This window comes from Blastococcus colisei (genome assembly GCF_006717095.1).
GTDB lineage: Bacteria > Actinomycetota > Actinomycetes > Mycobacteriales > Geodermatophilaceae > Blastococcus_B > Blastococcus_B colisei.
On record NZ_VFQE01000001.1, the window covers coordinates 2,425,606 to 2,442,445 of the forward strand.

The 16,840-nt window shown below is 71.0% G+C and carries 17 protein-coding genes; 11 read left to right on the plus strand and 6 right to left on the minus strand.

Annotation, left to right across the window (positions count from 1 at the left end; all coding sequences use genetic code 11):
- Positions 1-225: 225 nt before the first annotated feature.
- Entirely contained in the window at positions 226-699 is a 474-nt protein-coding gene (locus FHU33_RS11510; protein WP_142025486.1) for a RidA family protein, read from the plus strand.
- Positions 700-737: 38 nt separating this feature from the next.
- Entirely contained in the window at positions 738-1,505 is a 768-nt protein-coding gene (locus FHU33_RS11515) for a creatininase family protein (RefSeq protein WP_211355086.1), read from the plus strand.
- Positions 1,506-1,606: 101 nt separating this feature from the next.
- Here FHU33_RS11515 and FHU33_RS11520 read toward each other — a convergent pair whose 3' ends face one another.
- Positions 1,607-1,858 (minus strand): type II toxin-antitoxin system Phd/YefM family antitoxin, encoded by a 252-nt coding sequence (locus tag FHU33_RS11520; RefSeq protein WP_246063526.1) that lies wholly within the window; start codon positions 1,856-1,858, stop codon positions 1,607-1,609.
- A 235-nt stretch (positions 1,859-2,093) separates the two neighbouring features.
- Between FHU33_RS11520 and coxB the strand changes: the two genes are divergently transcribed.
- The 4 genes from coxB (at position 2,094) to FHU33_RS11540 (ending at position 6,706) form a co-directional block, all read left to right on the plus strand.
- On the plus strand, positions 2,094-2,720 hold the full coding sequence (gene coxB, locus FHU33_RS11525; protein WP_142025488.1) for a cytochrome c oxidase subunit II: 627 nt from the start codon (positions 2,094-2,096) through the stop codon (positions 2,718-2,720).
- Between the two features lie 73 nt (positions 2,721-2,793).
- Positions 2,794-5,349 (plus strand): cbb3-type cytochrome c oxidase subunit I, encoded by a 2,556-nt coding sequence (locus FHU33_RS11530; RefSeq protein ID WP_142025489.1) that lies wholly within the window; start codon positions 2,794-2,796, stop codon positions 5,347-5,349.
- Positions 5,350-5,432: 83 nt separating this feature from the next.
- The gene (locus tag FHU33_RS11535) at positions 5,433-5,816 is read left to right on the plus strand and encodes a hypothetical protein (RefSeq protein WP_142025490.1); all 384 of its coding nucleotides are present in this window, start codon (positions 5,433-5,435) and stop codon (positions 5,814-5,816) included.
- On the plus strand, positions 5,813-6,706 hold the full coding sequence (locus tag FHU33_RS11540; RefSeq protein ID WP_142025491.1) for a cytochrome c oxidase assembly protein: 894 nt from the start codon (positions 5,813-5,815) through the stop codon (positions 6,704-6,706). The genes FHU33_RS11535 and FHU33_RS11540 overlap by 4 nt, the downstream gene beginning before the upstream one ends.
- Before the next feature lie 248 nt (positions 6,707-6,954).
- Here FHU33_RS11540 and FHU33_RS11545 read toward each other — a convergent pair whose 3' ends face one another.
- From FHU33_RS11545 to FHU33_RS11555, 3 genes are all read right to left on the minus strand, one after another.
- Entirely contained in the window at positions 6,955-7,419 is a 465-nt protein-coding gene (locus tag FHU33_RS11545; RefSeq protein WP_142025492.1) for an ester cyclase, read from the minus strand.
- Positions 7,420-7,493: 74 nt separating this feature from the next.
- On the minus strand, positions 7,494-8,237 hold the full coding sequence (locus tag FHU33_RS11550; protein ID WP_281281674.1) for an HD domain-containing phosphohydrolase: 744 nt from the start codon (positions 8,235-8,237) through the stop codon (positions 7,494-7,496).
- 121 nt (positions 8,238-8,358) lie between these two features.
- Complete coding sequence (locus tag FHU33_RS11555) at positions 8,359-9,075, minus strand: HD domain-containing protein (protein WP_142025494.1); 717 nt, start codon at positions 9,073-9,075, stop codon at positions 8,359-8,361.
- Between the two features lie 84 nt (positions 9,076-9,159).
- On the opposite strand from FHU33_RS11555, the gene FHU33_RS26190 reads away from it, so the two are divergent.
- Entirely contained in the window at positions 9,160-9,444 is a 285-nt protein-coding gene (locus FHU33_RS26190; RefSeq protein WP_142025495.1) for a response regulator transcription factor, read from the plus strand.
- A 232-nt stretch (positions 9,445-9,676) separates the two neighbouring features.
- On the opposite strand, the gene FHU33_RS11565 is transcribed toward FHU33_RS26190, so the two are convergent.
- Positions 9,677-10,195 (minus strand): ester cyclase, encoded by a 519-nt coding sequence (locus FHU33_RS11565; protein WP_170182418.1) that lies wholly within the window; start codon positions 10,193-10,195, stop codon positions 9,677-9,679.
- 678 nt (positions 10,196-10,873) lie between these two features.
- Positions 10,874-12,283 (minus strand): selenium-binding protein SBP56-related protein, encoded by a 1,410-nt coding sequence (locus FHU33_RS11570; RefSeq protein ID WP_142025497.1) that lies wholly within the window; start codon positions 12,281-12,283, stop codon positions 10,874-10,876.
- A 237-nt stretch (positions 12,284-12,520) separates the two neighbouring features.
- On the opposite strand from FHU33_RS11570, the gene FHU33_RS11575 reads away from it, so the two are divergent.
- The 4 genes from FHU33_RS11575 (at position 12,521) to FHU33_RS11590 (ending at position 16,741) form a co-directional block, all read left to right on the plus strand.
- On the plus strand, positions 12,521-13,183 hold the full coding sequence (locus tag FHU33_RS11575; protein WP_142025498.1) for an ArsR/SmtB family transcription factor: 663 nt from the start codon (positions 12,521-12,523) through the stop codon (positions 13,181-13,183).
- A gap of 11 nt (positions 13,184-13,194) precedes the next feature.
- Complete coding sequence (locus tag FHU33_RS11580; RefSeq protein ID WP_170182419.1) at positions 13,195-13,806, plus strand: methyltransferase domain-containing protein; 612 nt, start codon at positions 13,195-13,197, stop codon at positions 13,804-13,806.
- Positions 13,807-13,988: 182 nt separating this feature from the next.
- Entirely contained in the window at positions 13,989-15,404 is a 1,416-nt protein-coding gene (locus FHU33_RS11585) for an MBL fold metallo-hydrolase (RefSeq protein WP_211355088.1), read from the plus strand.
- The gene (locus FHU33_RS11590; protein ID WP_142025500.1) at positions 15,401-16,741 is read left to right on the plus strand and encodes an MFS transporter; all 1,341 of its coding nucleotides are present in this window, start codon (positions 15,401-15,403) and stop codon (positions 16,739-16,741) included. The genes FHU33_RS11585 and FHU33_RS11590 overlap by 4 nt, the downstream gene beginning before the upstream one ends.
- Positions 16,742-16,840 lie beyond the last annotated feature (99 nt).

Here is a 16,840-nt window from a genome sequence, read left to right on the forward strand (position 1 = left end):
TGACCCGCCGGGTCCGGAGTGCCGTCCGGGCGGTCACGGCCGGTGGGACGAAACGCCCTGTACGCCTGATGGGAGCTGCCGGGCGGATGCGGATGCGGATGGCTCGGGGACCGGCCGCCGTCATGACCTGGCAAGGCCACGCGGTCGTCGCGCCCCAGGGCGGCTGGACGGACGGGGACGACGGAAGCGATGTCGCCGGGGGGCGCGAGAGGCCACGATCGGCTCATGGACGTCGATCGGAGACTGCGAGAACTCGGCATCGAGCTACCGGCCCCCATGGGGCCGGGTGGCAACTACGTGCCCGCCATGATCGCCGGGGACCTGCTGTTCCTCTCCGGCATGGGGCCGGTCCGGCCCGACGGCGGCCTGGTGACCGGCAAGGTCGGTGACGGCGGCCTGGACGTGGCCACCGCCCGAGACGCCGCCCGGCTCACCGGTTTGCAGCTGCTGGCCGCCCTGCGCGCCGAGCTCGGTGACCTGGGCCGGGTGCGACAGGTGGTCAAGCTGTTCGGGATGGTCAACTGCCGGCCGGGCTTCAACCGGACCCCCGCCGTCATCGACGGCTGCTCGGAGCTGTTCGCCGAGGTGTTCGGCGACGCCGGCCGCGGCGCCCGCTCCGCGGTCGGCATGGCCGAGCTCCCCTTCGACATCGCCGTCGAGATCGAGGCCGTCGTCCTGGTGATGCCGGACGTGCGGTGAGATGCCCTCCGACGACCCCACGACGATCAGGAGGACACGTGCTGCTCGAGGCGATGACGTTCGACGAGGTCCGGTCCGCGCTGGCAGAAGGGCGGCGCGACGTCGTCGTCCCGTGCGGAGCGGTGGAACAGCACGGCCGGCACCTGCCCCTGGACGTCGACGCGGTGCACGCCGACCGGATCGCCGTAGAAGTCGCCGAGCGGCTGGGGACGGCGCTGGTCGCCCCGACGATCCGGGTGGGTGTGTCGCCGCACCACATGGCCTTCCCCGGCACCATCAGCCTGCAGCCGGAGACGTTCGAGGCGGTGTACTCCGACTACTGCCGGAGCCTGGCCGCGCACGGCTTCAGCACCATCCTCTGCTTCTCCGCGCACGGCGGAAACTTCGCGCCGCTCGCGGAGATGGAGCAGCGGCTGGACGACCTGGTGGGCCCCGAAACCCGGGTGATCGTGTTCTCCGACCTCCACGGGCTCATCGACGTCTGGCGATCGGCCGTCGAGGACTCGGGAGGGGATCCCGAGCACGTCGGTGGGCACGCGGACGTCGCCGAGTCCTCGGTCTACTCCTATCTCCGGCCGGGCGCGGTGCGGACCGACCAGCTCGTGCGCGGCTACACCGGGCCCGTGGACGACGTGGTGCTGCAGCGCCTGTTCACCGGCGGGATCACAGCTCTCTCGGACACGGGTGTCATGGGCGACCCGCACGGGCTCTCGGACGCCATCGGGGAGCTGTGCGTGCAACGGGTGGCGGACATGATCGCCAGGCATTTCACCGAACGGATGAGGGCTGACGGACGGCGGTCGTGACAGGCGACCGCCGTACGCGGGCCGGGTTCCCGGGAACCGCGTTCTCATCCGATCGCGCTCGGCCGCCGCGGAGAGGACGACGGAGCAGCTCCGCGGTCGGCTCACCGGCGGCGTGCCGCCAGTGCGGCGCGCACGTCGGCTTCGTCGTAGACCTCGCCGTCGTTCATCTGCGCCTCGGCCTCCCGGATCTCGGCCGCGGCCTCCGGGTCGGAGAGGATCTCGAGCGTCTCGACCAGTGATTCGTGATCCTCGACGGCGAGAATCACGGCGACCGGGCTGCCGTTTCTGGTCACGGTCAGTCGTTCATGCGTCCCGGCGACCTCGTCGATGATGTGGCTGACGTGAGCCTTCACGGAGGCCAGGGACTGCACAGACCCGGCACGGGAGTCGGTGACCTCGGCACGCTCTCGGCTGGAGTCGCTCGCCCAGTCACGGGCCGGTACGGTCGAGCGCCTCGCAGGCTGGTGGAGGCGACATGATCTGTGACCCCGCGGTCGGTGCCCCGAGCGGCTCGCGACTGCCCGTGGTCTGCACTACGGCACCCTGCGGCGACGCCAAATCCTCCGAGGAAGCACCGGCGGGCCGCCGGTGAGTGGGGCCAGCAGCGGCAGCCTCGATCCGAAGGGTCCCTCCGCGGAGGCGATCGCGGATCTCTGGTGGCTCATGCTCGGCCTCGGTGTGGCCGTGTTCGTCCTCTTCGCAGTGCTGCTCGCGGTGGGCCTGTTCCGGCGACGGCGCGCCGACGAGGGGCAGCCGTCGGAGAAGCGCTGGATCGTTGCCGGCGGCGTGGTGATGCCGCTGGTCGTGCTCGTCGTGGTGTTCGGTGCGACGGTCGCCGCGATGCGGGCGCTGCCGGACGAGTCCCCGCCGGGAGCGCTGGAGATCGAGGTCATCGGCCATCAGTGGTACTTCGAGGTCCGCTACCCGGAGGCTGGGATCACCACCGTCGGCGAGCTGCACCTGCCGGTCGGGCAACGGGTCGAGTTCCACCTGACGTCCGCGGACGTGATCCACAGCTTCTGGGTGCCGGAACTGGGCGGCAAGATGGACATGCTCCCCGACGGCGTGAACGTCCTCGTGCTGCAGGCCGACGAGCCGGGGGAGTGGGAGACGAGCTGCGCGGAGTTCTGCGGGCTCGAGCACGCGACCATGCAGCTGGACGTCGTCGCCGAGAGCCCGGAGGACTTCGCGGCGTGGATCGAGCAGCAAGGGTGAGCGAGCTCGCGAGCTCGCCCGTAGGCACAGCAGCCTCGCGAACGCGACCGACGAGCGTGAGCGAGGAGGCCTCGTGAGCACTGATCAGGGAACACCGGACCCGGGCAGGTACACGCCGGAGGTCACCGATCCCGGGACGGCCGAGGAGCTCAACCGGATCTGGGACGACCCGCCAGGGCTGCGCGGTCAGCTGACCGGCGTCCAGAACGACCTGGTCGGCAAGCGGCTGGTGCTCACCGGCTTCTTCTTCCTGCTCCTCGGCGGCAGCTTCGACTCGCTCGTCATGCGCCTGCAGCTGGCCTTCCCCGAGCAGGAGCTGGTCAGTCCGCAGTTCTACAACGAGCTGTTCACCAACCACGGCTCGGTGACGATGTTCCTCGTCATCCTGCCGATCTTCGAGGGCTTTGCCATCCTCATCCTGCCGTCCATGCTGGGCAGCCGGGAGATGCCATTTCCCCGCCTCGGTGCCTTCTCGTACTGGACATTCCTGTTCGGCGGGCTGCTCTACTACAGCAGCGCCCTGTTCCAGCTGGTGCCCGACGTCGGCTGGTTCGCCTACGTGCCGCTGAGCGGACCGGAGTACTCGCCCGACCTGGCGGTGGACTTCTGGATCCTGGGGCTGGGTGTCGCGGAGGTCGGCGCCATCGCCGCGGGGGTCGAGATCATCATCGGCATCCTGAAGATGCGCGCCCCCGGGATGACGCTCACCCGGATGCCGCTGTTCGCCTGGGCGTTCCTGGTGATGGCGTTCATGATCCTCTTCGCCTTCACGCCGCTGATCATCGGCAGTCTGCTGCTCGAACTGGACCGCGGTTTCGGCACCCAGTTCTTCGACCCCGAGCAGGGCGGCAGCTCGCTGCTCTGGCAACACCTGTTCTGGATCTTCGGGCACCCCGAGGTCTACATCCAGTTCATCCCAGCGGTCGGGATCGTGGCGATGATCCTGCCGGTCTTCGTCCGCCACCGTCCGGTCGGCTACATCTGGTTCGTCGCCTCGCTGGTCGCCATCGGGTTCCTGTCGTTCGCGCTGTGGGCGCACCACATGTTCGCCGTCGGGCTGCCACCCCTGGTGCTCAGCTTCTTCGCCGCCGCGAGCATGGCGATCTCCATCCCCGCCGGCGTCCAGATCTTCTCGTGGCTGGCGACGATCTGGGCCGGGCGGCCGGTGTGGAAGACGCCGTTCCTGTTCGTCGTCGGATTCCTGATCATCTTCGTGATCGGGGGGATCACCGGCGTGATGGTGGCCTCCGTCCCCTTCGACCTGCAGGCGCACGACACCTACTTCGTGGTCGGACATCTGCACTACGTACTCATCGGCGGCGTCGCCTTCCCCATCTTCGCCGGCGTCTACTACTGGTTCCCCAAGTTCTCCGGCAAGCTGCTGGACGAGCGGCTGGGGAAGTGGAATTTCTGGCTGCTGTTCATCGGCGTCAACGTCGCCTTCTTCCCGATGCACCAGGTCGGGCTGATGGGGATGCCACGCCGGGTCTACACCTACGAGGCCGGCCAGGGCTGGGACATCTACAACCTGATCTCCACGATCGGTGTGCTGATCATCGTTCCCGGCATCGGCGTGTTCGTCTGGAACGTCTTCCGCACCATCCGGCGAGGGGAGCAGGCCGACGCCAACCCGTGGGGCGCCGACAGTCTCGAGTGGGCGCTGCCGTCGCCGCCGAAGCAGCACAGCTGGACCGAGCCGCCGATCGTGCGCAGCCGGCACCCGCTGTGGGACCAGACCGAGCTCGACCGGGGCGAACCGCAGCTGATGCACTTCGTCCGCGGGCTCGGTCAGTGGCCGCTGAAGTGGCGGGCGGCGGTGGTCGTCGGCACCGCGGACGGGCGGCCCGTGGAGGTCTTCCGCGTCTCGAACCCGTCCATCTGGCCGCTGATCGCCGCGGGTGGCGTGGTGCTGATCTTCCTCAGCGAGCTGGTCAAGCTGCGATGGGGCGCGGCGGTCGGCGCCGTGATCATCATCGCCGCCGTCATCGCCTGGAACTGGCCGCAGCCTGCGCCGATGACCGCGGACGAGGAGGACGAGTTCGAGCGGGAGTACGGCGTCCCGGTCAACGCCCACGGCAGCGTGATCGTGGCCCGGTCCGGCACCCTGCTCGCCATCCTGTTCGTGGCGGTCGCCTTCTCGGCCCTGCTGCTCAGCTACTTCTACCTGCGGCTGGAGAACCCGCAGTGGCCGGCGGCCGGGGTCAGCAACCCACCGCTGGGCCAGGCCGTCGTCGCTGCGGCGCTCGTCGCGGTCAGTGCGGTGGGCGTGCCGTTCGCGCACCGGCAGATCGCCCAGGGGGACATGCGTGGCTTCCGTGGCGGGCTGTACGCCGCCCTCCTCCTGGCCGCCGGTGGGGTGGCGGTGCAGGTCGTGGACCTGGTGCAGCTCGACGTGGGATGGACGGCGCACGCCTACGGCTCGATCTTCTACACCCTGGCCGGCTTCGTCATCGTCGTCGCATCCGCCGCGCTGATCATGCTGCTGATGGTCATCTACTGGGCGTCCCGCGGGACGTACACGTACCGCCGGCACGCCCCGCTGGCGAACGTGGCCCGCTTCTGGGTGGCGATGGCGGTCATCTGGTTGCTCGGCTTCGGCACCCTCTACCTCGGCCCGGTCCTGACATGAGCCCTCCGGACCCCGCGCAGGACCGTTCCTCTCGACCGGACGAGACGGCCACGGCGAGCGCTGGAACGCCCGCTCCGGTCGACGTGTCGGTCGACACCCGGGCGGTCACGGCGGTCGTCGTCTTCCTGGCCGGCCCGGTGATCAGCTCTGTCCACTTCATGCTGGTCTACCTCGTGGTGGAAGCCGGCTGCACCGGGGACGGTCCGGGATTGGACTCGTTCGACCCACCGGTTCCGACCGTCGTCACGCTCGTCGCCACCGCGGTCGCCGCGCTCGCCTGCGCGGCCACCGCCTGGTGGGGTTTCGCCCGGTGGCGGGCGCTGCACCGGGTCCGCCCGGAGGCGGGCAGCGAGGAACTCGTCGACCGGCAACCGCTCGCCTTCGGTGGGTTCCTGCTCTCCCTGCTCGGTCTGGCCACCGTGCTGTTCGTCGGCCTGCCCGCGCTGTTCCTGGGGGCGTGCGCATGATGCTCGCCCATGTCGGCGAGCCGCTGGCACCGCACGACCTGTGGTCCGCCTGGCACGCCGACCCGCTGACCCTCGGCGGTCTCATCCTCGCGGCCGTGGTGTACCAGCGCGGCCGTTCCACGAACCGGGCCGCTGAGGGCTGGCGGCCGTGGTGCTTCGGCCTGGGGCTCGTCGCACTCGCCATCGCGCTGCTGTCCCCGGTGGACGCACTGGGGGGCGTGCTGGCGTCGGCGCACATGGTGCAGCACCTGCTGCTCACCCTGGTCGCTGCACCGCTGCTCGCCGTGAGCGCTCCGGGAGGCACGCTGCTGCGCGGCAGTCCGCCCGCCGTCCGTCGCGCGTTCCCGCGGTGGCGCAGGCGGTTACGGCTGGCCACCGGGGTGCGGGCGCTGCGGCATCCCGGCCCGGCGTGGTTGCTGCACGTCGGGGCCCTGTGGGCCTGGCACGCCGGCGCGCTCTACGACGCGGCGCTGGAGCACCCGGCGATCCATGCGCTCGAGCACGCGACGTTCCTGGCCACGGGGGTGCTGTTCTGGCGAACCGTGGTCGGCGTGCGCGCGGCCCGGGTCCCGGCCGGCCTCGGCGTCCTGCTTCTTTTCGGGATGGCGATGTCGAGCGCCCTGCTCTCGCTCCTGCTCACGTTCGCCCAGAGCCCCTGGTACTCCGGCTACGCGACGACGACCCAGGCGTGGGGACTCGATCCGCTGGCCGACCAGCACCTGGCCGGCGCGATCATGTGGATCCCCGCCGGCATGATCCACGTAGTCGTCGCCCTCGGCCTGCTCATGGCGTGGATCCGCGGAACAGAGGACGGCGAGGCCCCCGCCGCACCCGTGGTCACCGGGCTGGTCGATGCCGACGCCGGCCAGACACGAACCAGGGGGCGTTAGCGTCGTCATCCGCGTGCTCAGCACCAGCGGACGGCTCCGGCGCGATCTGACCCTGGACTACAGACCAGCGGCCCGAACGTGAACGATGTCGGGGGACACCTGTGAACATGTCCGACACATCGCAGTTGTGTCCGAGGGGGCCGACGTCGGGAACCTGCGTCACGACGTCCGGAGTGACGTGTTCGGCCACCGAGAGAGGTCGTTGCTGTTGTTCTCGGCGTAGTGCCGGTCGACGAGCTGCTGGTGGGTCATCGGGAACTCCTGGTCGGTGGGGGAGTGGACGTCACTGGGCGGGAGCCGGCGCGGGCAGCATTCCGAGCTGGCCGAGCATCGTCAGCTGGTCGAGGTAGACGGTCACGGAGGATCCGTTCATCGCGCCGGGTCGCGATCCCGCAGAACGGCAGCACGACCGACCGGCCGGTGGGCGGGACGACGCCGGCGGGTCCGGCCATGGGGTCAGTGTGCGTGCCGGTCCAGATCCCTTCGATGGCGAAGCGGACGCCGGCGTCGACGACGTCGGTGATGGTGTGGCTGCCGTCGGGGCAGGCAGCGGCGAACGAGCGGTTGACATCGAGCCAGGCCGCGATCGACAGCCGGTCACCGAACGGCGAGCTCATCTCGGCGTCGAGGTGCAGCACGGTCGTGACGTCGGCCCAGCGGTGGCTGTCGATGACCTCGAACAGTCGCTCGGCCAGGGTGCGCGCGTCGGTCATGGGTTCCTCCTCGGTGCGGGTCCGACGCGGACGAGCCTGTGCCGACCAGGAGGACGGCACATGGGGGAGTTCCCCTATGTTCGCGCGGTCTCCGCGGAGAGGAGTCCGTGCTGCATGGCCCGCAGTGTCGCGGCCGAGCGGGAGTGGACGCCGAGCTTGGCGTAGACAGCCTCGACGTGGTGCTCCACCGTCTTGCGGGAGACGACGAGGGCTGCCGCGATCTCCGGGTTGGAAGCGCCTCGTGCCAGCAGCCGCAGCACCTCGGCTTCCCTGGCGGTGAGCCCGCCGACGAGCGCCTGCCGTCGTCGGGCCGGATGCCCGGCCGCAGCCAGCACCGCGTCGACGGCGTCCGCGTCCAGGCGGCCGGCCTTCGCCTCGGCCCGCAGGGCCGTCGCCGCTTCGGCCGCGGTGCACGCCGGACGGTGGGCGCGGTCGGCGACGAGTGCGGCGTACACGTCGGACGCTCCGAGGATCCGCGCGGGAACCGTCAGGTCCGCGCCGCGCTGCGCCCGGTGGTAGCCGCTGCCGTCGACCCGCTCGTGGTGCTGGCCGGCGAGCGTCGACAGCGGCCGGAGCAGCGCCGAGCGCGCGAAGACACGCTCGGTGAAGTAAGGGTGCAGCCGCACCTGCTCCGCCTCGTCGTGGTCGGGCGGGCCGGGCTTGTGCCAGACCGGGATCGACACCGCGATGCGCCCGACGTCGTGGATCCATCCGGCCCGGCGTAGCGCGGCGGAGTCGGCACCGGGGAGCCCACAGTGCGCAACCGCGTCCCCTGCCAGGGCCGCGACCGCCCGCGAGTGCCCGGCCGTGACGGCGATTTCAGGTCGGTGAAGTCAGCGATCGCGGACAGGACGCCGTCGATCCCTTCCGGGCCCAGCACCGGGGAGCCACCGGGCTCCATGGCGAGGACCTCGCCCCACGGATCTTCTGGGTCGGTCATCAGCGGACCGGCGTCAGCAAGGAGGCGTCGGCGACGTCGGGCAGGAACGCTCGGCCCCGCCGGTCGCACACCATCGCGAGCGTGCCCTCGCGATCCACGAGACGGAGGTGCACGGTTGCGGCCTCGGCCAGCTGGACGACCTGCGCGGGCAGCGAGAGCTCCTCGCCACCGAGTCCTCTCGGGAAACCCCTGCCGTCGGGGCGCTCGTAGACCATGGTCACGTCGTCGCGCAGCCGCTCGCGGAGGTCGGCGTCGAAGCCGAGTCGGTCGAGGAGCATCCGCGCCACCTCGCACACCGCCGCCCCGGCTTGTTTCATCACGCCCGCGCGGGCGAGCAGCTGGAAGAGCGCGGCGGGCCGCTGGGCCAGTGATCGCGAGCCGACGGTGAGCTGGACCAGATATGGCATCAGGGCCCGGCCGTCGGAGACATCACGGGTTCCGAGCCCCGCACGGAAGATCCGCCCGTCGCCCAGGTAGTCGGCCAGCGCGGAGTTCTCCGCGGTGCACCCGATGTGGCGCAGAAGCGCCAGGTAGTAGACGCGGCGCTGCTCGGCCACGTCGAGGTCCATGAGCTGTGCCAGTCGCACGGCGCGGGAGCAGACGCGCAGACCGAACTCCGTCGGCATGACCATGCCGACGTCGATCGCTATGGACCACGTGGCCATCAGCTCGGACACCCGAATGCTGTCGCGCGTCGCGGGGCGGACGTCCCCCATGACGGCTCACGCTACTGCCGGCATGCGTGTGTGGCGGGCGACGCTCGCCGGCCGATCCACCAATCAGAGAGCCAGGGACGAACGATGTCCCGAGACGCCTGTGAAGGCGTGTCCCGCGACACGCACGAGTGTCCGAGGGGCGACTCGCTACATAGGCGCACGAGTGCTGGCGCCTCCCGGGAGACCGAAGTGGTCGGCCTCATCGCGCGCGGGCACACCGATGCCGAGATCGCGCGGCTGCTGTGGCTGTCCCTGTGGACGGTCGGCGACCACCTCGAGAGCGTGTTCGAGAAGACGGGGGTGCGCAGTCGCGGTGAGCCCACCAGCCGGCTGTTCTTCGACCACTACCTGCCCCGGCTCGGCGGCTGACCCGACCAGACCTGACCAGAAGCGACACCGGCTGAGGGCGTGGAGCTCTGGCTCCGGTTCGGCGGCGGCGACGACGGTGGCTGAGGGCTCGCGGCTTTCCGAGCGGGCGGCCTGGAGGCGAAAGGGATCGCATCGCGTTCGCGCCCTTCCCTGGAACCTCGAATCACCGAGGAATCATGCCGACGTCGTGATCGACGGCCGGACCCTTACGGCCTGAGCTGACGGGCTCCTGTCATCCGCGGCCCGATCTGAACGCGCGGATCCGCTGCTGAGCCTTGACACCCAGCGCCATGAGGGAGGTCATCCCGCGTTCGGCGGAACTGCCCTGTGGCGGCAGCAGCCCGAGCTGTCTCATCAGCGAGGCGCTGTCGTAGTAGGCGTGCAGCGCAGTGATCCTGCCCTGCTGCACGTCGAAGAGCTCGGCGAGGCGGAGCTCGATCGTCCGCCCCGTGGGAGGGATGGTGCCCCCACCACTGACCAGAGGCCCGCGGTGGGTCCCACGGCCGACGTGCTCGGTCGCAACGCGAGGGCCCTCCGCCATGACGGTGACCAACTCGGCGGATGCGTCGGGGAGCGCTGTGCGGAACATGCCCAGCCATTGCCGGCAGCCGTCAGGGCCGTTCAGCGTCTGCCCCGCGGCGACGTCGGTGAGTTGGAAGTCGTCGGACACGAGGCCGGCAGCGCCGTCCAGATCACCTGCGTTGAAGGCGTCGTACAGAGCGCGAACGATCTCGATCTCGGGTCGCTCCATGTCCTTCCCCACCTTCTCGGTCAGCCAGGGCATCACCCCGGCCCGCGTTCGAGGCAGCGCGGTCAGCAGCGTCCTGGGCAGCGCGTCTGCGGCCCTCCCGGGGAGATGTGTCTGCGATGTCCAGTTCCACGATGCTGCGGCGCCGAGCGCCGATCCCGCCCGTACGCGAAAGGGTGCTCCCGCGCGCTAGAGGGAGGCAACACCTCCCGGTCCCCGAGCCGCTGCGACGCTCATGTCCGCCCGGTCCTGCTGTTCCGCCGGAGGCCTCGGAGAGTGTTCGGAGTGGCCTCGGCGCGCCGATCACCGCACCTCGCCGGCCGGTCGGACGACCCACTGACGAGGGCCGGCCGATCGACCCTCGCGTAGCCCGACGTCGGGACATCACCCGCACGGGCGACGACGACCGCCACAGTCGATGCTGCTGTCGGACGCGGTGACGACGGCGAGCGAGGAGGGGCACGCCGCGATCGCGGCGCACGTACGTCATCCGCCGGTGAGACGGTCGGAGCACGACCTCACGCGGGTGCCGAGAGGACCGACAGATGCTCGTGGGCGATCTTCCGGTCGCCGGCGTCACACACCATGACCACGGTGCAGTGCACCCGTCCGCTCAACCGATCGTCGCCGATCGACGCCTCGTGAACACCGGCCGTCGAAGCCGCGGAGTGCCGCGCGCATTCAGCGGTAGCAGTAGGAGTCCGAGGAGGCGTCCCCTCCCTGCAGGCGCACCTGGTGTGCCCGCCGGCCGCGGAAGTCCGTGTCGTGCGGGAAGAACCGTTCGTCGATGCGGAGCCCGCCGGCCGACGGGTCGGTGTCGATCTTGGCCATCCACGCCCCGACGCCGTCGGGGAAGAACTGGTCGTCCCAGGCGCCGTACAGCGAGTTGGTGACGTAGATGCGCCGGCCGTCGCGGCTCACCTCCACCATCTGCGGGCCTCCGGCCAGATGCTCCGACGGCGCGGCCGGGTGCGCCGTCCGGCGGACGATCCCACCGAGCTGGACCGATCCGACCTCACGCGGACCGGAGGGGTCGGACACGTCGAACTGCTTGAGCTCGCCGGTGCCCCAGCAGGAGACGTACAACATCTGGTCGTCGACGGACAGGTCGATGTCGCTGATCAGCGGGGGAACCGCGCCGAACGGTTGGAGTGCGGGCGGCAGGTCGGCCGGATCCGCAGGCTCGGGGGGCACCGTGATGACCTTGTCGACCTTCCATCCATCGCCGTCCCGGTGCCAGCGCCACACCGATGCGGACAGGTCGGCGGTCGAGACGACGACGCCGGCGAATCCCCAGGTGGCCTCGGGGTCGTGCGAGGGCCGGAGCTCCAGCACCATCTGGTGTTCGGAGCCGAGGTCGACCGTCTGCAGGTTCCGCCCCTCGGCCAGGTCCCAGAAGTGGAGCCGGTGCCCGTACTTCTGACCGAGCAACAGTTCGGGCACGAGGCCCTCCTCGATCATCGAGGGCGTGCCCCATTCGCTGGACACGAGGACGTTCTGCTGCAGGTGCCACCAGGCGTCGTAGGCCAGGTACTGCGGTCCGCGGTCGGTCTCCCACGCGCGGAGGACATCGAACGTCGCGTGGTCGAGCAGCGCGATGCCGCCCGGCCCGTCGTCCTGCCCGGCCCCGCCGAGGCAGGTGAGGAAGACGCCGTCGGGCCCGCAGTGCAGCGTGTGCGGCCTGGAGTACCCGGCGCGCTCCGCGAGTTCCGCCGCCTCGATGGTCTTGTGCAGGCGCGGTGAGCGCAGATCGGGGTGCGTGTCGTAGACGTGGATGCGAGAGCTGCGCAGTCCGGGCAGCAGCAGGAAGCGACGTTGCAGTCCGTCACTGCCCATGTGGTGGCCCTCGTGCATGAGCGCGCTGGAGCAGGCGTTCCAGCCGAAGTGATGCAGCTCGTCGCCGGTCGTGGGCAGGTCCTCCCAGCCGACGACGCGGCCGTAGTCGTCGGAGATCTCGTCGACGTCGACGACGGCCAGGGCGTCCGGGAGCGTCCCGGCACGGTCGAACGCGACCACGTAGGCCAGCTGCTCGATCGGGGCGGCGATGGCCTCGGCCGGGCTCCGGTAGAAGGTCGGGTCGGTGATCGTCATGTGTCCCCCTCTGACGAGGCGGCTCACGGGCCACGCCGCGTGGTCGCCCGGGACGGTGGTGGGCGCTGAGCGGGTGTGTCTGGAGGTGTCACCCGGAGACCGACCCGGCGCACACGCCCGGTGGATGCCGCCATGCTCCTCCTGCAGCCCCGTGGTGGGAAGAAGAGGGAAGGCGGCCTCGGTCAAGTGATCAAAAGACCACTTGACAAGCGGCGGCAGGAGGCCAACGCTCTCTCCATGGGCAGCCGTGCCGCCAAGGACTCTCTCTTCGACGCCTTCGTCGAGACGGCGCGCGCGCTTGCCAGCGGTCGGCGAGCCGAGATCGTCGACGTCCTCAGCCAGGGAGAGCGGTCGGTCGATGAGCTCGCCGGGGAGGTCGGGCAGAGCCTGGCCAACACCTCACACCACCTGCGCACCCTCGCCCGCGCGGGGCTGGTGCACTCGCGGCGAGAGGGGACGCGGATCTACTACCGGCTCGCCAGCGACCGTGTGACCGAACTGTGGGCGGCCCTGCGGAGCGTCGCCGTCGAGCACGTCGCGGGCATCGACCGGCTGACCGAGGCATACCTGGGCGACCGGACCGATCTGCGGACCGTCGATCGGCGCGAATTGGCCGGCCTCGTCGCGGCCGGCGCGGTACTCGTCATCGACGTCCGGCCGCCCGCCGAATACGCCGCCGGGCACATCCCGGGGGCGCGCTCGGTCCCGCCCGACGAGCTGCTGCGTCACCTCGGCGAGCTGCCGACGGACACCGAGATCGTCGCCTACTGCCGCGGACCGTACTGCGTCTACGCGGACGACGCCGTGCGCGCACTGAGCCGGCACGGTCACCGGGCGCGGCGGTTGGAAGACGGATTCCCCGAATGGAGACGAGCCGGCCTGCCGGTGGCGGTCGGGTAGTGGAGGTTGCCATGTCCACGACGTCCGACGTCCTCGTCGATGCCGGCGCACTCCGCGACCAGGTGCGGGAGAAGTACCGCGCGGTCGCGACCGATCCGGCCGGCCCGTTCCACTTCCACACCGGCCGGGACCTGGCTCGGCGGCTCGGCTACGACGCCGGCGCCGTCGCTGCCCTGCCCGACCGCGCCGTCGAGTCGTTCGCCGGCGTGGCCAACCCCTTCCAGCTCCGCCGGCCGGCACCCGGTGAACGGGTCGTCGACGTCGGCTCCGGAGCCGGTTCCGACTCCTTCCTGGCCGCGCAGCAGGTCGGCCCCACGGGGCACGTCATCGGCGTCGACATGACTCCGGAGATGCTCGACAAGTCGACGGCGACCGCCGCGGAACTGCGGCTGGAACACGTCGAGTTCCGCGAGGGGCTGGCGGAGGCGTTGCCCGTGGAGGACGGCTGGGCCGACGTCGTCATCTCCAACGGCGTGATCAACCTCTGCGCCGACAAGCGCGCCGTGCTCTCCGAGATCCGTCGCGTGCTCGAGCCCGGCGGATGGCTGCAGTTCGCCGACATCGCCAACGGCCGCCCGGTGCCCGACGGAGCGCTGCGGGACATCGACCTGTGGACCGGCTAGATAGCCGGCGGGCTGCCCCGTGCGGGCTGGCAGAAGATCCTGACCGACATCGGATTCTCCGACATCGCCATCGGCGAGCCGGTGGACACCTTCGGCGGAGCCGCGGGGGAGAAGAACGCGCGGGCCTACGAGGTCTACGGCTATCCCTTCCTCACCCGCAAACCGCGCTGACGAGGCACGTCATGAGCAGCCCGGATCAAGGCCTCGAGGAGGCGACCATGGGGATCGACGTGACGCCTGTGGTGGACGACGGGCTGGGCAACAGCGCCTACCTCGTCGACCTCGGCGACGGCAGGGGGCTGGTGGTGGACGCCAGCCGGGATCTCCGCCCGGTGCGCGCCGCCGCGGAGCGGCGGGGACTGCACGTGGCCTACGCGGTGGACACCCACGTGCACGCGGACTTCCTCACCGGCGCGGTCCAGTTGGCCGCCGACGACGGCGCCCAGGTGATCGCCTCCGCCCGTGGCCATCGGGAGTTCCCGCACGTCGGGCTGGACGACGGAGACGAGGTCGACCTGGGCGGGCTCCGGCTGCGGGCCCTCTTCACGCCGGGGCACACCGACGAGCACCTGGCCTACCTGCTGCTGGACGGGCAGACCGCGGTGGGGGTGTTCAGCGGTGGCTCGCTGATCGTCGGATCGGCCGCCCGCACGGATCTGCTCGGCGCCGACCGGACCGACGAGCTGACGCGGGCGCAGTACCGGTCGCTGCAGCGGCTGACCGCCCTGGCCGACGACGTCGTCGTGTGGCCGACCCATGGCGCCGGCTCGTTCTGCTCTGCGCCCGCCGGGGACCGGCGCACCACCACGATCGGGGCGGAGAAGGCGGGCAACCCACTGCTCGCCGCACCCGATGAGGACGCGTTCCTGGCCGCGCTGCTGGGCTCGCTTGGCAGCTACCCCGCCTACTTCTCCTGGCTCGGCGAACTCAACCGTCGGGGGCCCGACGTCCTGGACGCCCCGTCCGCAGGCCGGCTGACGCCGCTGTCGGTCCCGACCGTGGACCGTCTCCGGGAGAGCGGCGCGGTGGTCGTCGACGTCCGGCCGGTGTCCGACTTCTCGGACGGGCACGTCCCCGGTGCTCTGTCGATCCCGTTGCGTCCGCAGTTCGCCACGTGGCTGGGCTGGCTGGTCTCACCCGGCACTCCGCTGGTCGTCGTGCGCGATCCCGATCAGGACCCCGAGGAGGTCGCCTGGCAGGCGCGCAAGGTGGGCTACGACCAGCTCGCCGGAGAACTCGCCGGAGGCATGAACGCCTGGCGCGAGGCCGGCGCGGCGATCCGAAGCATTCCGCTGGTCACCACCGAGCAGTTGCCGGACATCGATTCCGGCGACCTGGAGATCCTCGACGTCCGGCAGGACAGCGAGTTCCGGTCCGGCCACGTACCCGGGGCCCGGCACGTCGAGCTCGGCACCCTCGCGAACCGGGCGGCCCAGTTGCCCGCGCGCCCGACGGTCGTGATGTGCGGCCACGGAGAACGGGCGATGGGCGCGGCCAGTCTGCTGGCACGGGCGGGGAGGTCTCAGGTGACCGTGCTGGCCGGCGGACCGCGGGACTGGTCGACCGCCACGGCGCGGCCGCTGGTCGCCGGCGGGTGAGCAGCGGCAGGAACGCCGCGGAGGAGGGGGCCGCCCCGCGCACGGTCGCGACAGCCGGGCCACCCCGCCTCGGCCTGCGGGAGAACGCCGCCCAGTTCGCCCTCCTGGTCGCGGTCAACGCCCTGGTCGGAGGCATGCTCGGCCAGGAGCGCACGGTCCTGCCGCTGCTGGCCGAGCGCGAGTTCGGCTTGACCGCCTACACCGCCGTTCTGACCTACATCCTGGCGTTCGGACTGGCCAAGGCCGTCACCAACTACCTCGCCGGCGCCTGGTCGGACCGGTACGGGCGCAAGCCCGTGCTGGTGGCGGGGTGGATCGTCGCCGTGCCGGTGCCGCTGCTGCTGATCTGGGCGCCGTCCTGGGGCTGGGTCGTGGCCGCCAACGTGCTGCTCGGCATCAGCCAGGGGCTGACCTGGTCGACCACTGTGATCATGAAGATCGACCTCGTCGGCCCCGCACGTCGGGGCCTGGCCATGGGGTTCAACGAGGCCGCCGGTTATCTCGCCGTCGCCGTCACGGCGCTGGTCACCGGCTACCTGGCCGCGGCCCATGGACTGCGACCGGAGCCGTTCTTCCTCGGCATCGCCTACGCAGCGCTCGGCCTGGGCCTGTCGACCCTCGTCGTCCGGGAGACGATCCAGCACGCCCGCTCGGAGGCGGGTGCGCACGTTCCCCGCGCCGACGGTCTGCACGACCACCTGCACGAGGAACTCACCCAGCGGCAGGTGTTCGTCCAGACCAGCTTCCGGGAGCCCGCGTTGTCCTCGGCCAGCCAGGCCGGGTTGGTCAACAATCTCAACGACGGGCTGGCCTGGGGGCTGTTCCCGGTGCTGTACGCCTCCTCCGGTCTCGGCGTCGGCCGTATCGGCGTCCTCGCCGCCCTCTACCCGGCGGTATGGGGCTTGGGCCAACTGGTCACCGGCGCCCTGTCGGACCACTGGGGGCGTAAGCCGTTCATCGTCGGCGGCATGCTGCTGCAGGCTGCTGCACTGGCGCTGGTCGCCGTCGGCGACGACTTTCCTGTCTGGGTAGTGGCCGCCGTCCTGCTCGGCGCGGGTACCGCGATGGTCTACCCCACGCTGCTCGCCACGATCGGGGACGTCGCTCACCCGCGGTGGCGGGCCCGCTCGGTGGGCATCTACCGGCTGTGGCGGGACGGCGGCTTCGCCGTCGGCGCCCTGCTGGCCGGCGTGCTGGCCGACCTGTACGGCATCCGCGCTGCGGTCTGGGTCGTCGCCGCGCTCACCGCCGTCTCCGGCGCTGTGGTTGCGATGCGGATGTACGAGACCCACCACCGCCGCACGGGCGTGCCTCGCCCGGCCGATCCAGTCGGCTGAGTGCCCCGGTGACTCGAGAGCCGCCGACGCCCGCGGAGGAATTGGAACCCTAGGCGTGGTCGGCGACCCCGCCCACGCCCTCCTCCGTGGCGCAGTGGG

Excerpts from the sequence above, each read along its gene's own strand:
- FHU33_RS11510 (WP_142025486.1), top strand. The coding sequence starts at position 226 with ATGGACGTCGATCGGAGACTGCGAGAACTCGGCATCGAGCTACCGGCC.
- FHU33_RS11540 (WP_142025491.1), top strand. The coding sequence starts at position 5,813 with ATGATGCTCGCCCATGTCGGCGAGCCGCTGGCACCGCACGACCTGTGG.
- FHU33_RS11545 (WP_142025492.1), bottom strand. The coding sequence starts at position 7,419 with ATGACCGACGCGCGCACCCTGGCCGAGCGACTGTTCGAGGTCATCGAC.
- FHU33_RS11555 (WP_142025494.1), bottom strand. The coding sequence starts at position 9,075 with ATGGGGGACGTCCGCCCCGCGACGCGCGACAGCATTCGGGTGTCCGAG.
- FHU33_RS26190 (WP_142025495.1), top strand. The coding sequence starts at position 9,160 with ATGTCCCGAGACGCCTGTGAAGGCGTGTCCCGCGACACGCACGAGTGT.
- FHU33_RS11565 (WP_170182418.1), bottom strand. The coding sequence starts at position 10,195 with ATGGAGCGACCCGAGATCGAGATCGTTCGCGCTCTGTACGACGCCTTC.
- FHU33_RS11570 (WP_142025497.1), bottom strand. The coding sequence starts at position 12,283 with ATGACGATCACCGACCCGACCTTCTACCGGAGCCCGGCCGAGGCCATC.
- FHU33_RS11575 (WP_142025498.1), top strand. The coding sequence starts at position 12,521 with ATGGGCAGCCGTGCCGCCAAGGACTCTCTCTTCGACGCCTTCGTCGAG.
- FHU33_RS11580 (WP_170182419.1), top strand. The coding sequence starts at position 13,195 with ATGTCCACGACGTCCGACGTCCTCGTCGATGCCGGCGCACTCCGCGAC.
- FHU33_RS11585 (WP_211355088.1), top strand. The coding sequence starts at position 13,989 with ATGAGCAGCCCGGATCAAGGCCTCGAGGAGGCGACCATGGGGATCGAC.